At 34.1% G+C, this 19819-nt stretch carries 15 protein-coding genes; 10 read left to right on the forward strand and 5 right to left on the reverse strand.

Annotation, left to right across the window (positions count from 1 at the left end; translation table 11 throughout):
- The first annotated feature begins 308 nt into the window (after positions 1–308).
- The 5 genes from F6K40_RS16720 to F6K40_RS16740 all read left to right on the forward strand — a co-directional run bounded on the left by F6K40_RS16720 (position 309) and on the right by F6K40_RS16740 (position 6868).
- Positions 309–992 (forward strand): Crp/Fnr family transcriptional regulator, encoded by a 684-nt coding sequence (locus F6K40_RS16720; RefSeq protein ID WP_293137747.1) that lies wholly within the window; start codon positions 309–311, stop codon positions 990–992.
- Positions 993–1190: 198 nt separating this feature from the next.
- Entirely contained in the window at positions 1191–2993 is a 1803-nt protein-coding gene (locus F6K40_RS16725) for a M61 family metallopeptidase (RefSeq protein WP_293137749.1), read from the forward strand.
- A 547-nt stretch (positions 2994–3540) separates the two neighbouring features.
- Positions 3541–4029 carry a tellurite resistance TerB family protein gene (locus F6K40_RS16730; RefSeq protein WP_293137751.1) on the forward strand — a complete coding sequence of 163 codons (489 nt, stop codon included), beginning with the start codon at positions 3541–3543 and terminating at the stop codon, positions 4027–4029.
- 381 nt (positions 4030–4410) lie between these two features.
- Positions 4411–6432 (forward strand): protein kinase domain-containing protein, encoded by a 2022-nt coding sequence (locus tag F6K40_RS16735; protein WP_293137753.1) that lies wholly within the window; start codon positions 4411–4413, stop codon positions 6430–6432.
- Between the two features lie 259 nt (positions 6433–6691).
- Positions 6692–6868: a hypothetical protein gene (locus F6K40_RS16740; protein WP_293137755.1), complete on the forward strand. Its 177-nt coding sequence runs from the start codon at positions 6692–6694 to the stop codon at positions 6866–6868.
- Between the two features lie 678 nt (positions 6869–7546).
- Here the strand turns inward: F6K40_RS16740 and F6K40_RS16745 are convergent.
- The 4 genes from F6K40_RS16745 to F6K40_RS16760 all read right to left on the reverse strand — a co-directional run bounded on the left by F6K40_RS16745 (position 7547) and on the right by F6K40_RS16760 (position 9771).
- Entirely contained in the window at positions 7547–8287 is a 741-nt protein-coding gene (locus F6K40_RS16745; RefSeq protein WP_293137757.1) for a hypothetical protein, read from the reverse strand.
- A 186-nt stretch (positions 8288–8473) separates the two neighbouring features.
- A complete protein-coding gene (locus F6K40_RS16750) occupies positions 8474–8824 on the reverse strand; it encodes a hypothetical protein (RefSeq protein ID WP_293137759.1) in 351 nt (116 codons plus the stop codon).
- Positions 8825–8852: 28 nt separating this feature from the next.
- Complete coding sequence (locus F6K40_RS16755; protein WP_293137761.1) at positions 8853–9011, reverse strand: hypothetical protein; 159 nt, start codon at positions 9009–9011, stop codon at positions 8853–8855.
- Between the two features lie 208 nt (positions 9012–9219).
- Positions 9220–9771: a LeuD/DmdB family oxidoreductase small subunit gene (locus F6K40_RS16760; RefSeq protein WP_293137763.1), complete on the reverse strand. Its 552-nt coding sequence runs from the start codon at positions 9769–9771 to the stop codon at positions 9220–9222.
- 1115 nt (positions 9772–10886) lie between these two features.
- Here F6K40_RS16760 and F6K40_RS16765 point away from each other — a divergent pair.
- Positions 10887–11753 (forward strand): hypothetical protein, encoded by an 867-nt coding sequence (locus tag F6K40_RS16765; RefSeq protein ID WP_293137765.1) that lies wholly within the window; start codon positions 10887–10889, stop codon positions 11751–11753.
- A gap of 804 nt (positions 11754–12557) precedes the next feature.
- Complete coding sequence (locus F6K40_RS16770; RefSeq protein WP_293137767.1) at positions 12558–14237, forward strand: ABC1 kinase family protein; 1680 nt, start codon at positions 12558–12560, stop codon at positions 14235–14237.
- Positions 14238–16385: 2148 nt separating this feature from the next.
- On the opposite strand, the gene F6K40_RS16775 is transcribed toward F6K40_RS16770, so the two are convergent.
- On the reverse strand, positions 16386–16760 hold the full coding sequence (locus tag F6K40_RS16775; RefSeq protein WP_293137769.1) for a hypothetical protein: 375 nt from the start codon (positions 16758–16760) through the stop codon (positions 16386–16388).
- A gap of 2 nt (positions 16761–16762) precedes the next feature.
- Between F6K40_RS16775 and F6K40_RS16780 the strand changes: the two genes are divergently transcribed.
- The 3 genes from F6K40_RS16780 (at position 16763) to F6K40_RS16790 (ending at position 19191) form a co-directional block, all read left to right on the forward strand.
- Positions 16763–16990, forward strand: coding sequence for a hypothetical protein (locus F6K40_RS16780; RefSeq protein ID WP_293137771.1), 228 nt, complete (start codon positions 16763–16765; stop codon positions 16988–16990).
- Positions 16991–17040: 50 nt separating this feature from the next.
- The gene (locus tag F6K40_RS16785; protein WP_365671737.1) at positions 17041–18657 is read left to right on the forward strand and encodes an SUMF1/EgtB/PvdO family nonheme iron enzyme; all 1617 of its coding nucleotides are present in this window, start codon (positions 17041–17043) and stop codon (positions 18655–18657) included.
- 333 nt (positions 18658–18990) lie between these two features.
- Positions 18991–19191: a hypothetical protein gene (locus tag F6K40_RS16790; protein WP_293137773.1), complete on the forward strand. Its 201-nt coding sequence runs from the start codon at positions 18991–18993 to the stop codon at positions 19189–19191.
- The last annotated feature ends 628 nt before the right edge of the window (positions 19192–19819 follow it).

Genomic DNA, 19819 nt, shown 5'->3' on the forward strand with positions numbered 1-19819 from the left:
AAGATCCGGCAAACAGAGTAGTTTGTGGTTTAAAACCAGGCCACGCTTGTTACCGCTATTGGGAAAAGATAAGTTATAGTATATATTTAAACCCCGCCCGCTCAGGCGAGGTATTATTGTCCCAGGTGGGCAAACCGAGACATTAAATGGACGCGGAGGGAAGCGTCACCCACCCTCTTGAGGGATGTGTGCATTACCCTGTGAAACGTCAACCCACCGAGTGATATTCACGCTCGGTTGTTTTTCTGTGGCTTTAGGCTGGGGAAAATCAAAAAATAAACAAGATACCATAAAGAGTCCTAATTTTCATGCAGACAGAAGCTTTCAGTGAGCTTTTTCCTCTATTTAAGGGAGCTAACCCAGAAACCTTGGAATGGCTCCTATCTGTTGCAGTAAAACACGAATATCCCTCAGATAGATTAGTATTAATGGAAGATGCTTGGGGTAATGCTGTTTACTTTGTGGTATCGGGCTGGATTAAAGTCAGACGCAGGTTATCAGGAGACAACTCAGTTGCACTCGCTATTCTGGGGAGAGGAGATTTTTTTGGTGAAATGGCCATCTTAGATGAATCGCCCCGTTCAAATGATGTTGTTGCCCTATCTCCAGTTCGTTTGATTAGTATTTCGGCTCAAAGATTTATTCAAACTCTTTTTAAAGACCCTCAGTTACATCACCGAATGCTTCAACTGATGGTTAAGCGTCTCAGACAGACAAATGTTCGTTATCAATTGCGTCATAGACCTCCAGCAGTAAAACTTGCTAATACATTAGTAGAATTAGCTGAAAACTACGGTCAGACTACTGAAAAAACCTGTGAAATATTTAATATTTCTGACCAAGATTTAGCAGATGTAACAGATATCACAATTGAGGAAACTAGCAAAATTATGGCAAAATTACATACTAAGGGTTGGATTAGTAGAGATTCAGAACATCAGATAATGCACTTACTTAATCTAAAACATTTAATGCATTTAGCCAGTCAGTAAACTAGATCAATGATTTTTGACACACTAAAATTTATGTTATAAAAAAAATTAAAAACTTGATAAAATTATAGCTATTTTTTTGGGAAAATTTAGATTAAAATCATAGATTAATATTATCTTAAAAAGAGAAAGAAAAAAAGAAAATAAGATATATATTTAAGTCAAAATTCAATAGATTAAGATTAAAAATTAATAACTATGACTGAAGCTAGAATAGTACCCCTCAGTCCCACAATTACAACTCCAGCAATTCAATATAAAGTATCTATGCCTCATCCAGAATCCCATCTGTTTGAGGTTAGTTTGTCTGTTAAACTTGAGCAATTAACTCCTTCTTTATTACAAGCATCTAAAAAACTGGATTTAAAAATGCCAGTATGGACGCCAGGGTCTTACTTAGTTAGGGAATATGCTAAACATTTACAAGATTTCTGTGCCTATAGTGAAAATGAACGACCTTTACCTTGGCAAAAATTTAGCAAAAATCATTGGCAAATAGAAACATTGGGAGTCTCGGAAGTAATAGTTCAATACAGAATATTTGCTAATGAATTAACGGTGCGCACTAATCATTTGGATTCTACACATGGTTATTTTAATGGTGCAGCTTTGTTTTTTTATATTCCTGAATGTGAGAAAAATTCGATTAGGATAAAGGTTATTCCACCTAAGTCTGATTGGCAAGTAAGTACATCTTTACCAAGGATTCCAAATACAGAAAATACGTTTGAAGCAGAAGATTTTGATACTTTAGTAGATAGCCCTTTTGAGATAGGTAATCATCAATTATATGAATTTAACGTACAAGGAAAAAAACATCAATTAGCTATTTGGGGAAAGGGTAATGCAGAACCAGAAAAGTTAATTCCTGATATACAAAAAATTATTGAGGTAGAAGCAGAATTTTTTGGTGGTTTACCTTATGAAGAATATTTATTTTTGCTGCATATATCTGGAAAAGGTTTTGGTGGTTTAGAACATAAGTTTAGTTGTACTTTAAATTATCCGAGATTTAGTTTTAGGAATAAGGAAAAACGCGCTCGCTTCATGCAGTTAGTCGCCCATGAATTTTTCCACTTATGGAATGTTAAACGTATCCGTCCTAAAGCATTAGAAGTGTTTGATTATGAACGGGAAAACTATACTCCTTCTCTATGGTTTTGTGAAGGTACAACCAGTTATTATGACTTATTAATTCCTTTGAAAGCTGGTATTTATGATGTGAAAACTTTCTTGAAAGGATTAGGAAAAGAAATTACACTTCTACTAACAACAATAGGAAGAAAAGTACAACCAGTAAGTGAGTCTAGTTGGGATGCTTGGATTAAGTTATATCGTCGGGATGCTAATAGCAATAATTGTCAGATTTCCTATTATTTAAAGGGAGCAATGATATCTTTATTGCTTGATTTGTTAATCCGAGAAAAACATCAAAGTCAACGCTCACTTGATGATGTGATGCGTCAAATGTGGCATAAGTTTGGTAAGTCAGAAATAGGTTTTACTCCAGAACAATTAAAAGGTGTAATTGAAGAGGTAGCAGAATTAGATTTAGGCGATTTCTTTAAAAGGTATATTGATGGTGTAGATGAGTTGCCTTTTGATGAATATCTTAGACCTTTTGGCCTGCAACTTAAAAGCGAAGATAATGAATGGCCTGATATGGGTATGAATGTTGTTAGTGAGAATGGTAAAGAAATAATTAAATTTGTGGCAAATCAGGGGCCAGCACAGTTGGCGGGATTAGATGCGGGGGACGAGTTAGTGGCGATAGATGGTTTTCGGGTAAATGCTGATAAGTTGAGCGATCGCCTCAAGGATTATCAACCAGGGGATGTTTTGGAGGCAACGGTTTTCCATCAAGATGAACTTATTACTCATCAAGTAATTTTGGCTCACCCTAGTCCCAGTCGTTACCAAGTTGTACCAGTGAAAAACCCTACGGCAAAACAAGAGAAAAATTTTGCTGGGTGGTTGGGAGTTTCATTAGAGTCTATTTAATAAATGAGAGACTGTTTGTAAAATAAATATTAAGAGAGGATACGACTGGCTAAAATCTAAAAGCGGTAATACTTCAAGGGATTGAAAGTTGGTAGATAGAGAAGTATTCAATACTTATGTTCCGAGACTTTTTCAAACAAATATTTGTCTTGATTGTTTTCTCTTTATTCCCTATTCCCTGTTCCCTATTCCCTGTTCCCTTTTCCCTATCTCCTTTTTATATTTCCTGATGCATTCAATCTCTGAGATTTTTTGTTTTTCCTACGAAAATGAAATATTTAAAATTTGCCTAACGATTGGATAATAACTATTAGCTTGATGATAGGTTAAAGGTTGATCTATAGCACTACCCATTTAGGTCGCGGACATTGGTAAATCCTGTTTGCGAAGCATTTCTGGAGGAAAAACTTAGTCAGAGATTATTTTTAACTTTTGACTATCTTGAGTGCGTCTTACATTCTGAGGAGACCTCAGAATTACGCACTCGCTTTTAACTTTTGACTTGCGCGTAGCGCTATATAAATAGCCAATAATTGAGGAAAAATCTATGGCAGTCCAACCACCTCCACCCCCATCTATTACTCCACGTCAAATGAATTTGTTGCGAATTGTTGCTTATATGGCATGGTCGGACGGACAACTGGCGCAAGAGGAAGTCGATCTAATGTTGAATCGTTTTAGTAGTTTATTTGCTACGGGAGATTCCCAACAACAACTGCAAGGGGAATTACGGGATTATCTAATGCAAAATATTCCATTGGAGGAATCAATTCCCAAATTAGAAAGCCAACAAGAAAAGGAAGTGGTATTAAAATTAGGGTATGAAGTAATTGCTTGTAGTGCTAGAACTCCTGATGAACCTAATATTAATGAAGAGGAAGAAGTCGCTTATCAAAAGTTAAAGCAGTTACTTAATCTTTCACGGGATGTAGTAGAGCGTGTAGAAACTGAGGCAAATGCTGAACTTAATCAACCACATCAAGAGGGAATAGTTGAGATGATGGCTCGTGGTTTACAGCAGTTTATGCAAAACTAAATTGATTGATGTTCAACAATTAATAATTAATAATTAATAATTAATAATTACCTCTTCTTGAAACCGATAGGATTGACTCAAAGAAAAATTTTTTCTTGTTTCTCCTTTAAAGGAGAGGCTTTAAACCTTAATTATTCAGTAAATACAGCAACTTATTTCTTGTTGCTTTTTTGAATCCTCTTTTACTTTTTTTTTTAATTAGGAAGTAACTGAGGGTTTATATTTTTATGGGATTTATATTTGAGAGCTGAATATAAACAGGTTAAATTTATTATAGGGTTCTCCTTTTGCTCGAATCGCACTACCAGTTATAATTAAATATAATTGATTATATTCCTATTGAGATAAATTTTATAGTATAAAAATTGCTGATTTAAGGATATGCTTTTTAGTTCAGGACAAAAACTATATGGCGATCGCTACGAAATTATTAAACAAATTGGTGAGGGAGGTTTTGGAATTACTTATCTAGCTAAAGATAGTAAAGGTAAGCAGGTAGTAATTAAAACTTTGAATGAAAATGCTCAAAATAGTCCTGGCGTAGAACAGTTAAAGGTATCTTTTAAAGATGAAGCTCTTAAGTTAGCTTCTTGTAATCATCCTCATATTGTTAAATATGAAAATTTTTTCAATCAAGATAAACTTCCTTGTTTAGTTATGGAGTATATTGATGGTCTAAACTTATGGGAAATTGTCAACAAACAAGGTGTATTAGATGAATTTAAGGCATTATTATTTGTTCAGCAAATTGGTTCTGCTTTAATGGAAACTCATAGTCAAGGTTTACTTCATCGAGATGTGAAGCCAAACAATATTATATTGCGTCGAAGTAACTGGGAGGTAGTATTAATTGATTTCGGTTTATCTAGACAATTTCATAATCAAAATCAAGCTAAAAATGAACTTTTGAATCATGGTTTTGCTGCTCTAGAACAATATATTCAAGGTTTACCCCAGGGAGAATTTACTGATGTTTATGCTTTAGCTGCTACTTTATATTATTTATTGACGAAAATAGTGCCTACTCCGTCTTTTACTAGAGCAAGTAAAGCAAAAGGTGTTGTTTTAAAACCACCAAGAGAAATTAATCCTGATATTAATTTGGTTGTTAACCAAGCAATTATGATGGGAATGACTCTCGATCCTAATGATGATAATCGTCCTAAAAATATTGAAAAATGGTTAGATTTATTTGGAGAGTTAATTCCTTCAATTGATTCTAATGCACCTACTTGGAAAATATCTGGAGTTCAATTTTTAAATGAGTTAAAATCAGAGAATCGTGTTGAGACAGAAAGCAAAGTTGCTCGGTTGGGAAAGTTAGAATTATTTAAAAAAATTGCTAATATTTTTCAAGGTATTTTTGAGACAAAATATTCAAACAATTTAGTTAACTCTAAAGGTGCTGAAGTTAATTTACTAAGTCAATCAAAATATAAATCTCCTCAGATTTTACAGCCAAAACGAGATTATAATTTACGAGAAAAAAATATTGCCGATTTACTCATAGCTAGAAATTTACCAGGATTATTTGAAAAGTTATTAGAGCTGAAAGGATTACAGATTAATCAAGATTATACTTTACGTTGGTTATATGCTGTTGGTGGTCAAAGTATTGTTTATTTAGCTGAAAAATCTAATCAAGACCTTGTAATTGTTAAAATTCCTTATCTTGACTATCATCGCCCTGCTTATATTAGTCAATCACAAATTAATAAAAATCGTTTTCATTTAGTTAAGGAAGGTGAATTACTTAAAAAGTTTAATCATACGAACTTACCTAACTTTTTTGAATTGATTTATAGTTTTAATCCACTTCACAATGGTTATAGAAGTGATGAAATAGTCAATCAAGAACCTTATTTAGTAATGGAGTTTATTAAAGGGGTAGATTTATTAGAACTAACTCGTGATTTTCATAATCAACCTTCAATAGATTATGAAGAATTAGAATTATTAGCATGGGAAATAATATCGAAAATGAATTATTTTTGTATAACTATTTTTCAGGAAGGTTATTTATATTCTGATATTAATCCTCTCAATTTAATCTTAACTGCTAATGATGCTCAGATTAGAATTTTAGATGCTGCTTCATTAATTCCTATTAACCAAGATGGAAATATCTCACCACCATTTACTGAAAGTTACATTTCGGTGGAATATTGGGAAGCTTATGAACAGGGAAAAATTATTTATCCTAATTCTCAAGATGTGATGTATGCTATGGGGAAAATGTTATGGGAAATGTTAACTAATAAACAACCTTATCCTGGTGAAAATCCTAATCTCTCTGAACCTGTTTTTCAAAAATATTCTGCTGATTTACAGAATTTAATTAATCATCTTATTCACAGCAAATATAATAATTTTGAAGATTTACAAAAAGCATTAATTCGATAATTTTTTATTTTTAACTTCTTCCCATAGTGGTTCAGTAGATTATGAAGAATTAGAATCATTAACATGGGAAATCATATCGGGAATTAATGATTTTTGCATAACTATTTTTCAGGAAGGTTATTTATATTCTGATATTAATCCTTTGAATTTAATTTTTACTGCCAATGATGGTCAAATTAGAATTTTAGATGCTGGTTCATTAATTCCGGTTAACCTAGATTAAAATATCTCACCACTATTTACTAAAAGTTATATTCCGGTGAAATATTTTGAAGCTTATGAACGGGGAAAAATGATTTATCCTAATTCTCAATATCTGAATGTGATGTATGCTCTGGGTAAAATGTTATGGGAAATTTTAACTAATAAACAACCTTATCCAGGAGAAAATCCTCATATTTCTGAACCTGGTTTTCAACAATATTCTCCTTTCTGAACCTGGTTTTCAAAAATATTCTGCTGGTTTGCAAAAATTAATTAATCATCTTATTCAAAATAAATATTATGGTTTTGAAGATTTAAAAAAAGCATTGAATTAATTAATCATCTTATTCAAAGTAAATATAATAGTTTTGAGGTTTTGGAAAAAGCCATATAAACTATCAGTTTGACATTTTAAAATACTCTTCAAAAAAGGGTATTTCTTAGACTATATTTTGATATTTACCTACTTATCTTAGACCGGAATTACCGATAAACTCTCAAAGCATTTATCTGTAAATCCTTTAGCATTTTTGAAGTTAAAAAAGTGCTAGATTTTTCAGTCTAAAAATCTCAAAAAGTTAGGTTTATAAGCAAACAAGGGCGGAAAAATCAAGGTATAATTTATATTCCTATATCCTCTATCATTCCTACTTTCTTCTGACTTATGACTCCTACTCTCACTCATAGAACTTTTTCATCAAAATGTGTGAAAATTCTCATATTTCTGAACGTGGTTTTCAAAAATATTATGCTGGTTTGCAAAAATTAATTAATCATCTTATTCAAAGTAAATATAATAGTTTTGAAAGTTTACAAACAGCTATAACCATAAATACTTCGTTTTAAAATACAGTTTTTATTGAAATAATGAGATACACTATGACAACCTAATCATTGTATTTCAGATAATTCATCTGTTGACTCTTGTACCTATTCTACTTATATCACTAGCTCGTAATCGACGTTTTTCTACTTCTGATAATCCATCTAAAGTTCCTTCTTTGCTTAGTTTATTAATAACTTTTTCAATAAGTTCAATTTGAGCTGAATCAGCACCATCACGACGTAATATTTTTAATCGTGCTTGTAAACTAGCCATTTGTGTTTTAGGATCATTAGTGCGTAATCCATCTAACCAAGAAAACCAACCTGAAATTTCATCATCTTTCATAAAATAACGAAACTCTTCTTTAGTTCGATTAACAAAAATTTCCTGAGTAATTATTTCTTGTTGTCCTTGAAACTTATAACGTAAAGTTGCAGTAGCAATTTGTTCTCGATCTTTTTTTGATTCTCTTAGTCTAGTTTCAAAACAATATTTATAAATTCTACCCTTTTCTAAACTACCAATTTGAGTTGAAAAAAGTCTGGTTCTATTATCTATTGCACCAAACCAATATGTACCTGGTTCAAATCTAAACGCATCTCCAGGAATAACATTAGGAGATAATCTTAATTCTAATTCAGCATCAGTCGCAATTAAATTACCTGCTACTTTTCCAATATAAGCAAATTCTTTAGGTAATTCATTTTGATGATAAATACATTTAACACGACCACCCGAACAACCATTCATAATTTGACGCATAGTTTCTTCTGCAAAATCTTGACCAAATCCATAAGAATTAATTTCTAAGTTAAGATTACGCAATTCTTGATTAAATTCATAACAAATATCAGCATCATGTAACTGACCATCCGTAAGAATATATAATCTATTAACAGCATCAGGATAATATTGAGAAAAGTATTTAATTTCATTAATAGCTAAACGTAAACCTTGGGATAAATAAGTCTGCTCAAACTTAACTCCAGATTGTTCAATTCTTTCTATAATTTATTCTTTACGAGTACGACTACTGCCAATATCATTAGACCAGATTAATTCGCTTCGAGTTGAAAATAAAATAATAGAAAGCCAATCATTATCGGAAAGAGAATCAATAATAGAAGGTATTGCCTGTAAAAGAAGTGGATATTTATCAGTCTTGTTCATACTGCCACTAATATCTAATACTAAACAAATATGAGCAGTAACATCAATTTCTGATAAATCTACATCATCTTGATTACTGAAAGTAATAGCAAATTGAACTAAAGGATCGCTCTCCATTGGTACATAAGAATGAACAAATCCGTAGTTAATTCTAAAAGGAGTAATTTGTTTCGGTTTCTTTTGAAAAAACATTAGGGCAGTATTATACTTAAATTTTAGTTTAAGTCTTTACAATAACTGATAAATCTACATCATCTTGATTACTGAAAGTTACAGCAAATTGAACTAAAAGATCGCTCTCCATTGGTACATAAGAATGAACAAATCCGTAGTTAATTCTAAAAGGAGTAATTTGTTTCGGTTTCTTTTGAAAAAACATTAGGGCAGTATTATACTTAAATTTTAGTTTAAGTCTTTACAATAACTGAATTTTAACAATATTTACTATAGTAATTATTTTATCCTTACTTCTCCTTAAAGGAAGACCGATTTTAGCCTAGTTAATTAGCTTTATTTCCTTTGAAAATTATTGAAAAATTAAACATCAAAAAGGAGAGAAATTTTTCTCTCCTACTAAAAAGAAAAATTTAACCCTCTTTTTGAGCAATCATACCTGTCTGACGAGCATAGGCAAAAAGACCTCCAGCATCAATCACAGGTTTTACTTCTCCCAAAGACTTCAACTCATAAGTTTGACCAAGAGTATGATTAGTTATTTTATTTTCTTCAAAATCAATAGTAACTTCTTGACCAGTTTCAAATAACTCACACAGGCGATCGCTAGATTCCCAAGGATATAGCTCTCCAGTGGCGGAACAATTGCGGAAAAATATACGAGCATAAGATTGAGCCACTACTGCTTCGACGCCAGAAGCACCCAGAGCAATAGGTGCGTGTTCCCGTGAAGAGCCACAACCAAAATTTTCTCCAGCCACAATAATTGGATACTGGGTTTTCATTTCTCCTGGTTCAATAAACTTACCGTGGCGATCGGGCAATCCACACAAAGCATAACTTCCTAGTTTATCATATTCATCTGGCTTGGAAGGAACCAATGTTAGATACTCAGCGGGAATAATTTGGTCAGTATCAATATTGTCATCTAGTACAAAGATTTTGCCACTTAGAGATTTTGCCATATTTAATTTCCTGTTTTCCGTTCTTAGAAGCCTACGATTATCTATAGAAACATAAGATTATCTGTTCTATTTTCAAGCTACATAATTATATATCAAAGGTTCCTTAAGGTTTTTGCTCAACTATTACTCCTCTTGTTGCATAAGCATAAGGCATGAAAAAAATCAATTTTAGAATTTTCTTGCCGGATGTTTCAGCAGAAGGTACTGAAATGAATATTTATAAATGTCCGCTCCCTATTTGCGTAGTGCTATAGTTTTACAGTTTCTTTAAACTGTTGCTACAAAAACTGTATAACAGGAACTTAGAATATATCTTTTTTTCCCTGTGCTATCTTTCTCTATCTCTTATAAATACTTAGTTATGGCTTTTATTGCGTATGCCGCAATAGGAATTTTTACTTAGAATTATCTGAGATATTGTGTAGCAATAATATAAAGAAATAATCTTTATATGAACTAAGAATAATATTCAATATTTAATAAGTATTAAATCAATAGAAGGTACTGAAATGAATATTTATAAATGTCCGCTCCCTATTTGCGTAGTGCTATAGTTTTACAGCTTCTTTAAACTGTTGCTACAAAAACTGTATAACAGGAACTTAGAATATATCTTTTTTCCCCTGTGCTATCTTTCTCTATCTCTTATAAATACTTAGTCATGGCTTTTATTGCGTATGTCGCAATAGGAATTTTTACTTAGGATTATCTGAGATATTGTGTAGCAATAATATAAAGAAATAATCTTTATATAAACTAAGAATAATATTCAATATTTAATAAGTATTAAATCAATAGAAGGTACTGAAATGAATATTTATAAATGTCCGCTCCCTACCCTATTTGCATAGTGCTATAGTTTTACAGTTTCTTTAAACTGTTGCTACAAAAACTGTATGACAGGAACTTATAATATATCTTTTTTTCCCTGTGCTATATTGCTCTATCTCTTATAAATACTTAGTCATGGCTTTTATTGCGTATGCCGCAATAGGAATTTTTACTTAGAATTATCTAATATGTTGTGTAGCAATAATATAAAGAAATAATCTTTATATAAACCAAGAATTATATTCAATATTTAATAAGTATTAAATCAATTACAGTAACTATCAATGAAAAATCAAACTAATGATATATTTACCCAAGCACGTCGGGGTAGCGTAGCAGCAATTATTCAAATTTTGAATGAACAGCTAGCTACATTAGATGTCAGAATTAGAGCTATATTTTCTGATGGTGTTTTGCAAGTTTTATGTGAAGCACCCCAAGTTCAACAATTAGAAAAATCGAATATTGTAGAAGAGGTTAAACATACCCTTGAAGAAATTTCACCTCGTAATATTCAGCAAGTAAAAATTAACAGTAGAATTCTCCAAGAACAAAAACTACTTTGGCTAGAAGATATTACTAGAGATCCAGAAAATCAATTACTTTGGTCTCAACAAATTACTTTAGCTAAACCCAATATTTTCAAACAAATAGCAAATAATTTTCAGACAAATAAGCCTAAACCAACTAAAATACCTATGTCTAAAAATGTTGATTCTAAAGGAATGCCAAAGCCAAATCAATTCCAACCTGATGTAATAGGCATTTTTTTTATAAGTCTGCTGATGCTAACTTTAGGTATCCAAGTTAATAGATGGTTTAACCTTTCCGAAATAGATCAAATAACAACTTCAGAAAATACAATTTCCCAGTCTCCATCCCCTACTAATAAAAAATCTACAGAAGATACTCAGGCTAAATCAAAAGCAGCTTTTAATCAAGCAGTACGACTTGCTCAAAAAGCTGTTGCTGATGGTAAAATAGCTCAGTCTCAACAAGAGTGGGTAGCGATCGCCAGGACATGGCAAAAAGCATCAGAACTAATGGCCTCTGTTGCACCTAGTTATTCACGGTATGATGTGGCAGTGAATAGAGCTGAACTTTATCAAAAAAATAGTGAAATTGCCAAAAAAGAAGCAGAGAAAATTTGAAGAAGAAAATAGAGACTATAGTCATTTCAAATAAGGATGAAACACTTTTTTGACTGAAACCCTTTCAAGGAAAGAAATACTCGTCCCAGTCTTATTCAGAATGACTATAATTAACAATTAACCATTACCTCTCCCTAAAAGTTAGAGGATTGACACTCTAGTAAAAAAATATTTTTTCCCTTATTAGGAGAAGCTTTTAATCGGAAAACCTTTACCTAAAAATTTCATCTCAGTAAATGCTATATTTAGTTCTTTTAAAGCTTATTGTCAAACTTAAGCATTTACTGACTTTAATCTAGGATTAGTTTTCTTAGCTATCATTAAACTTTGAACTTGATAATTAGTAACTATTCAGCTATTAGCACTCAGAAATCAGCTTTTTTTGTGAACAAATTAAACACATTTACTATCAACAGTTAAGGTTTTCATATTTGGTTTAAACCATTAGGTAAAAATTTTAGTATTTCAATCTAATTTCCTGAATATCTAAAGCTAATAGCTAATAGCTGAAGGCTGATTACTGACCATAATTACAGCTAAAATAATTATTATTATAAATCTCTGATAGCTGACTGCTAAAAACTGAATACTTACAGTTAAACTAATCACGATTATGATGAAAATTATTTCCCTTTCCTGATACAATTAAAACGCAAAAACAAATGTTTCGTACTTCGACCCGAATATATTTTCTGGTTGAAATTCATCTCACCGTTAAATCCTTGACTTATCTCTTTTGTAAGAAAGATTATAATGGGAGTATTCTTTCAAGATTTTCTGATAGATTTACATAACTGAAATAGTATGCTCACTAAAAAAGCTTCTAAGTCCCTTCCTTGGCAACGCACGCAATATTCTCCTTTGACCAGACAAATAGATGTTTTTAGTGCCGCCGGAAAATTTTTTTTCTTCTTATGGTGGGATAATTTACTTCAAAATAAATCTTCTTCTATCAGAAAGCGACGTGCTCAGTGGTTAGTGAAAACTATGCTAAATTTAGGTCCGACTTTTATTAAAATAGGTCAATCTTTATCTACACGAGCTGATATATTGCCCAAAGAATATGTAGAAGAACTAGGAAAATTACAAGACCAAGTGCCTCCTTTTGAAACTACAGAAGCGATCGCTATTATTGAGTCGGAATTTGGCAAGTCTCTTTATTCTCTGTATCGAGATTTTCAGGAACGCCCCATTGCTGCAGCAAGTCTTGGACAAGTACATAAAGCTAATTTACAAACGGGAGAGGAAGTTGTTGTTAAAATACAACGTCCTGGATTAAAAGTTTTATTTGACTTAGATGTGAAAGCTGTCAAAAATGTTATCCGTTTTTGTCAAAAGTATTTTGCTTGGTCTAAAAAGTACGATTTAGATGCTATTTATTATGATTTTTTTACGATTCTTTATCAAGAAATTGATTATGTAAATGAGGGGAAAAATGCCGATCGCTTTCGGGAAAATTTTCAAGCATATCCTGAAATAATTGTGCCTCGTGTTTATTGGACTCACACTACGAAAAAAGTTATAACTCTTGAGTATTTACCTGGAATAAAAATTAATGACCGGACGCAAATAGAAGCTCGTAATCTTAATCCGAAACGGATTAATCAAATCGGAGTTTGTTGTTATTTGAAGCAGTTATTATTGGATGGTTTTTTTCAAGCTGACCCCCATCCGGGAAATTTAGCGGTTAGTTTAAATGGTGATGTTATTTTTTATGATTTTGGCATGATGGCTGAGGTAAAGTCTTTGACTAAAGACCAAATGATTAAAACTTTTTTTGCTGTCTTAAGAAAGGATGTTGAACAGGTGTTGAATACTTTAATTACTATTGGTTTAATTGAACCAATGTCGGATATGATGCCTGTCAGAAGATTGGTTAATTTTTTATTGGAAAATTTTACTGATAAACCTATAGATTTTTATAATTTTGATGAAATAAAGGAAGAGATTTATTTGTTATTTGAGAAGCAACCATTTCGTCTACCTCCTCAAATGACTTTTATTCTTAAATCACTATCTACTTTAGATGGCATTGCTAGAGAGCTTGACCCTGAGTATAGTTTGGTTAGTTGTTCTCAACCTTTTGTGAAAAGTTTAACTGTTGCTCAAGGTAGAAGTAGAGTTGTGGGCGAACTGGCAAAACAGACAAGAGATTTTATTAAGTATAAGTTACAACAACCAAGTAAAAGTGAGGTTTTAATTCGTCAATTAGAAACAAGAATTGAAGATGGTGAAATTCAATTTAGAGTTCGTTCTATTGAAAATGATCGCTTATTAAAACGGATTAATTTGGCTTTGAAAACTTTGATTTTTACTTGTATGACTGGTTTTACTTTTCTATCGGGTTCTATTTTATTAACGAGGGGTTATATTAAAGCTGCAATTATCGTTTTTGCCTTATCTGGATTGGGATTTATTTTGCTATTAAAGTCAGGATTTCAGTTATCTGTTAGAGAAAGATTAGACAAAATGGCAGAAAAGTAAATCAGCTTTTTCAGTGAATCGTAGGGGTTTGGTCTCCAAACCACATTAGTTACCAATTTTTCTTGACTTGTGTTGAATAAAAAGTCTAGTAAATGGGCGAGTTACACCCACTAACATAATACTATCAGAGTTAGTTCAAGGATGCAACCCTAATTTTGTCACCGATTTTTTTGGGGGAGCTTAAGAGAATGAAAATGTTTTGTTGCCTATGAGATTTGGAAAAGTCAGAATTTATCCTGGAGTGAGTTTGAGGGTTTAATTATAAATTTCGGTTTTCTATTTGCTTGTTTGTATCGCTGCTTTACTTTGATGGTGGCGATCGCCTTTTTCAGTTATCAGTTATCAGCTTTTTCCATGAACCGTAGGGGTTTAGTCTCCAAACCCAATTAGTTACCATTTTTTTAGTTGAATAAAAAGTCTAGTGCATGGGCGAGTTACAACCACTAACATAATGCTACCAGATTCAGTTCAACTATGCAACCCTTATTTTCTTTCCGTTTTTTTGGAGCTTCAGGAAATGAAAAATTGGGGCTATAGCACTACGCATTAAGGTTAGGACATTTCTAAATCCTGTTTGCGCAGCATTCCGCAGGAAAAGCCTTTGACAGTTCACTATTCCCTATTCCCTATTCCCTAGCGCGTAGCGCTATATATATGTAGATTTCGAGAGATCGGAGAATAGCTTCTAACTTTTTAGAGCTTCAGGAAATAATTTTTTTTTGGGGGAGAGAGGAAATTTTTATTACTCTAAAGAAGAACTTCTGAGATTTGGGTGCTTCAGAGAATGATTTTTTTTGGGGAGGGAGGAAATTTTGAGGAATCAGAAGTTGTTCTTGAGTGAGGAGAGAGTATCTATAAATTTCGGCTTCCTATTTACCTACTCCTATAACTACTGACTTTTGTTGTAGCGATCGCCTTTTTCGGTTATCAGTTATCCGTTTTTTCCATCAACCATAGGGGTTTGGTCTCCAAACCCAATTAGTTACCAATTGTTATTTTTTTTGTTGAATAAAAAGTCTAGTGTGTAGGCGAGTAACCCCATTTAAACTAATCATATCATAGTTATTTTTAGAACGCAAACCTTATTTTCCTCTCGGCGCCACTTTTTTTTTGGGTGTTTCAGGAAATGATTTTGGGGAGCGATGGGAAGGAAATTTTCATTAGTCAAAGAACAACTTCTGACTTTCGAGTGCTTCTCAGAATGAAAAATTTGGGGAAGGGAGGAAATGTTCGAGAGCCTCAAAAGCAACTTCTGACTTTCGAGTGCTTCTCAGAATGAAAAATTTTTGGAAGGGAGGAAATTGTCGAGAGTCTCAAAAGCAACTTCTGACGTTCGAGTGCTTCTCAGAATGAAAAATTTGGGGAAGGGAGGAAATTGTCGAGAGTCTCAAAAGCAACTTCTGACGTTCGAGTGCTTCTCAGAATGAAAAATTTGGGGAAGGGAGGAAATTGGCGAGAGTCTCAAAAGCAACTTCTGACTTTCGAGTGCTTCTCAGAATGAAAAATTTTGGGGAAGGGAGGAAATTGTCGAGAGCCTCAAAAGCAACTTCTGACTTTCGAGTGCTTCTCAGAATGAAAAATTTTTGGAAGGGAGGAAATTGTCGAGAGCCTCAAAAGCAACTTCTGACTTTCGAGTGCTTCTCAGAATGAAAAATTTTTGGAAGGGAGGAAATTGTCGAGAGCCTCAAAAGCAACTTCTGACTTTCGAGTGCTTCTCAGAATGAAAAATTTTTGGAAGGGAGGAAATTGTCGAGAGTCTCAAAAGCAACTTCTGGCTTTCGAGTGCTTCTCAGAATGAAAAATTTTGGGGGAGGGAGGAAATGTGCGAGAGCCTCAAAAGCAACTTTTGACTTTCGAGTGCTTCAGAGAATGAAAAATTTTGGGGAAGGGAGGAAATGTGCGAGAGCCTCAAAAGCAACTTCTGACTTTCGAGTGCTTCTCAGAATGAAAAATTTGGGGAAGGGAGGAAATTGTCGAGAGTCTCAAAAGCAACTTCTGACTTTCGAGTGCTTCTCAGAATGAAAAATTTTTGGGGAAGTAGAGAGACTTTCATTACTCAAAGAACAACTTCCATCTTCCCGGTGCTTCAGAGAATGAAAAAAATTGGGGGAAAAATAAATTTTTTGGGGGGAAGTAGAGAGACTTTCATTACTCAAAGAACAACTTCCATCTTCCCGGTGCTTCAGAGAATGAAAAAAATTGGGTAGTCGAAGAGAGATTTTCCTGAGTCAAATCACAACTTCTGACTTCTGAAGGAAAACCGACCCACGCTATAATTGCAGCAAACCTTTTAACTTCTAACTCCCAACTTCTGACTAAAAAATAAAATCTCAAGTCTTTTACTTCAGCAAAAGGTACTGATAACTGAAAAAGCTGATAACTGAAAAAGCTGATAACTGAAAAAGCTGATAACTGATAACTGATAACTGATAACTGAAAAGATGCGTTGCCTAAACTGCCATACCGACAGTCTTCCACTAGACACAGAAATATGCCCCGAATGTGGCGCATATCTACCATCACTCATGCGCGACCTTCTAAAACCAGATAGCCAACTCCGCGCCGAGACCTATCAAATAGACTACCCCCTGGGTAGAGGAGGGTTCGGTGTTACCTATAGAGGACACCATACATTATTACAACAAGTAGTCGCCATCAAAGAATACTATCCCCAAAACTACGCCCTGCGCCACCCTACCACTGGCGGTTTTACCATTCCCACAAATCAACAAGAAATATTTCAACGGGGCTAAAAAGGTTTCTGCGGGAAGGGCGAATATTAGCAAAACTCAATCATCCTCATGTGGTAAGGGTGACAGATTTATTTCAAGAAAATGATACAGCTTATCTCGTGATGGAATTAGTCGCAGGTAAAAGTCTCAGAAAAGAATTAGACACCCAACCTCAGAAAAAATTTTCCCCTGAAAAAGTTAGAGAAATAATTTATCCTCTCGTATCGGCATTATCGGCAGTACATCAACAAGGAATATTTCACCTGGATATAAAACCGGATAATATCTTACTTACTCCCGAAGGGCGGTTAGTCTTGATCGACTTTGGCTCGGCAAAACAAACCTTCGGTACGCGGATGGGTAGTTCCAGCACTCGGACTTTTACCGAAAATTATGCCGCACCAGAAGTTATCGCCGGAGGAGAAGTGGGAGTGGAGAGCGATATTTTTGAAGTGGGGATGATGGTCTATGAAATGTTGACTGGGCAGTTACCTCCTAATGCTTTGCAACGTTTATTATTAAAAGGAAAAAGTTGGCAACCGGAAGGTTTACAGTCACCTTGGCAAGAGTTGGTAATGTCAGCTTTGGTTTTTGAACCGGAAAGTCGTCCTAGAAATATTCAGGAATGGTGGGAGATACAATTCAAAATTCAAAATTCAAAATTCAAAAGTCAGAAGTTAGGAAGTAGAAGTGAGGAGATAGGAAGTAGGAGTCAGGAGATAGAAAGTAGAAGTGAGGAGTTAGAAGAAATATCTGCCTTTTCTTCTCTGGGAAAGATAAATTTACCTTTATTTTCAAGAGGGAAGACGTCGAAAAAGACTTCTGAAAAAATATCTCCTTTTCCCAAGGGAGTAAGGAGGGATAAATTTAGTTTTGAGGTAATAAAGGTTGACTCACGAGGGAAAAAAACTAACCGCCGTCGCCACGAAGCAGAATTTTTTACGGAAGATTTAGGTAGGGGGGTGGTATTAGAAATGGTTTATATTCCTGGGGGAAGTTTTCTCATGGGTTCGCCGAAAAATGAGGCAGAAAGATATTCTGATGAAAGTCCGCAACATGAAGTAACTCTCCAACCTTTCTTTATGAGCAAATATCCTATTACTCAAAACCAGTACCAAGTCATTATGGGAAAAAATCCTTCTCGGTTTAAAGGAGGAAGTCGCCCAGTGGAAAGGGTGAGTTGGCATAACGCTACAGAGTTTTGTCAAAAGCTATCTAAGAAAACTGGGAAAATTTATACCCTGCCTAGTGAGAGTCAATGGGAATATGCCTGTCGCGCCGGAACAACTACTCCTTTCTATTTTGGAGAAACTATAACGTCTGACTTAGTTAACTACAACGGTAACTTTCCTTATGGCAATGCTCCTAAAGGAAAGTATCGAAAAGAAACAACGGATGTGGGAAGTTTTCCTCCTAATGCTTTTGGTTTATACGATATGCACGGGAATGTTTGGGAATGGTGTCTAGATATTTGGCACGATAATTATGATGGAGCGCCTACCGACGGAAGTGCTTGGGAGACTGGGGGAGATAATAATAGAAGACTGCTCCGTGGCGGTAGCTGGATCAACATTTCTAGGTATTGCCGTTGCGCCAGGCGTAACTACTACGATGCCGTCTACCTCTTCAACCTTTGGGGTTTTCGGATTGTCTCGTCTGTCTCGGTCGTTTCTGTCTCTCGTTCCTAGGATTCTTCCCCTTTATTCTTTTCCCCTTTTCCCCTTTATTCTTTTTTCTTTTTTCTTTTTCCAGTTCCGCTAAAGCGGATCGAAATTTTTTTTACAGAGAATGTTTAAATAAATCAAACCTATGGAAAAATAATTATGGGACTGACCAAACAAAGCTCCGTGACTGATAACTGAAAAGATGATTTTGCCTTATTCTCCGACAACAAAGAATTTTTAGCGATCGCTAGACAAAAAATCGAAACATACCTAGCTAACTTTCGCCTCAAAATTCATCCCGTTAAAAGCCAATTATTTCAAACAAATCAAGGAGCCAACTTTGTCGGTTTCCGAGTATTGCCAGACCGCATTAGAATACGTTCCGAAAATTTAAGAACAGCCAGAAAAAAATTCAGACAATTGCAGAAAGACTACCAACTGGGAAAAATAGAATCTAGCCAAATTCAAAAGTCTCTACAAAGTTGGTTTGCTCATTTAGACCACGGCAATACCTGGCATTTGAAACAAAAAATATTAACACTATCGAACCTTCCTTGACTACTCAACCAATTCATTTCAACCAATTCATTTTCTGAAGCACTCCTAGAAAAAGTCGAAATTTCCTTTTCCATCCAATTTCCTTTAACTACTCAATTTTTTTCATTCTCTGAAGCTCTAAAAGAAAAAGTAGTAAAACCCAATCCATCCGTGTATCTCTGGTAAAGTCTTTGTCTGCGCGTTTTCATTCTCTGAAGCTCTACAGGAAAAAGTAGGGAAACCCAATCCATCCGTATATCCGTGGCAAAATCCTTGTCTGCGCATTTTCATTCTCTGAAGCACTCCAGAAAAACGCCGATTCTCTGAAGCACTGCGAAAGAAAGTAGCGATCGCCTCTTCTCTCCAACTTTACCTTAACTACTCAACCAATTCATTCTCTGAAGCACTCCTAGAAAAAGTCGAAATTTCCTTTTCCATCCAATTTCCTTTAACTACTCAATTTTTTTCATTCTCTGAAGCTCTAAAAGAAAAAGTAGTAAAACCCAATCCATCCGTGTATCTCTGGTAAAGTCTTTGTCTGCGCGTTTTCATTCTCTGAAGCTCTACAGGAAAAAGTAGGGAAACCCAATCCATCCGTATATCCGTGGCAAAATCCTTGTCTGCGCATTTTCATTCTCTGAAGCACTCC

Origin of the sequence: Okeania sp. SIO3I5 (assembly GCF_010672085.1) — a bacterium.
In the GTDB taxonomy this organism is placed as follows: Bacteria; Cyanobacteriota; Cyanobacteriia; order Cyanobacteriales; family Microcoleaceae; genus Trichodesmium.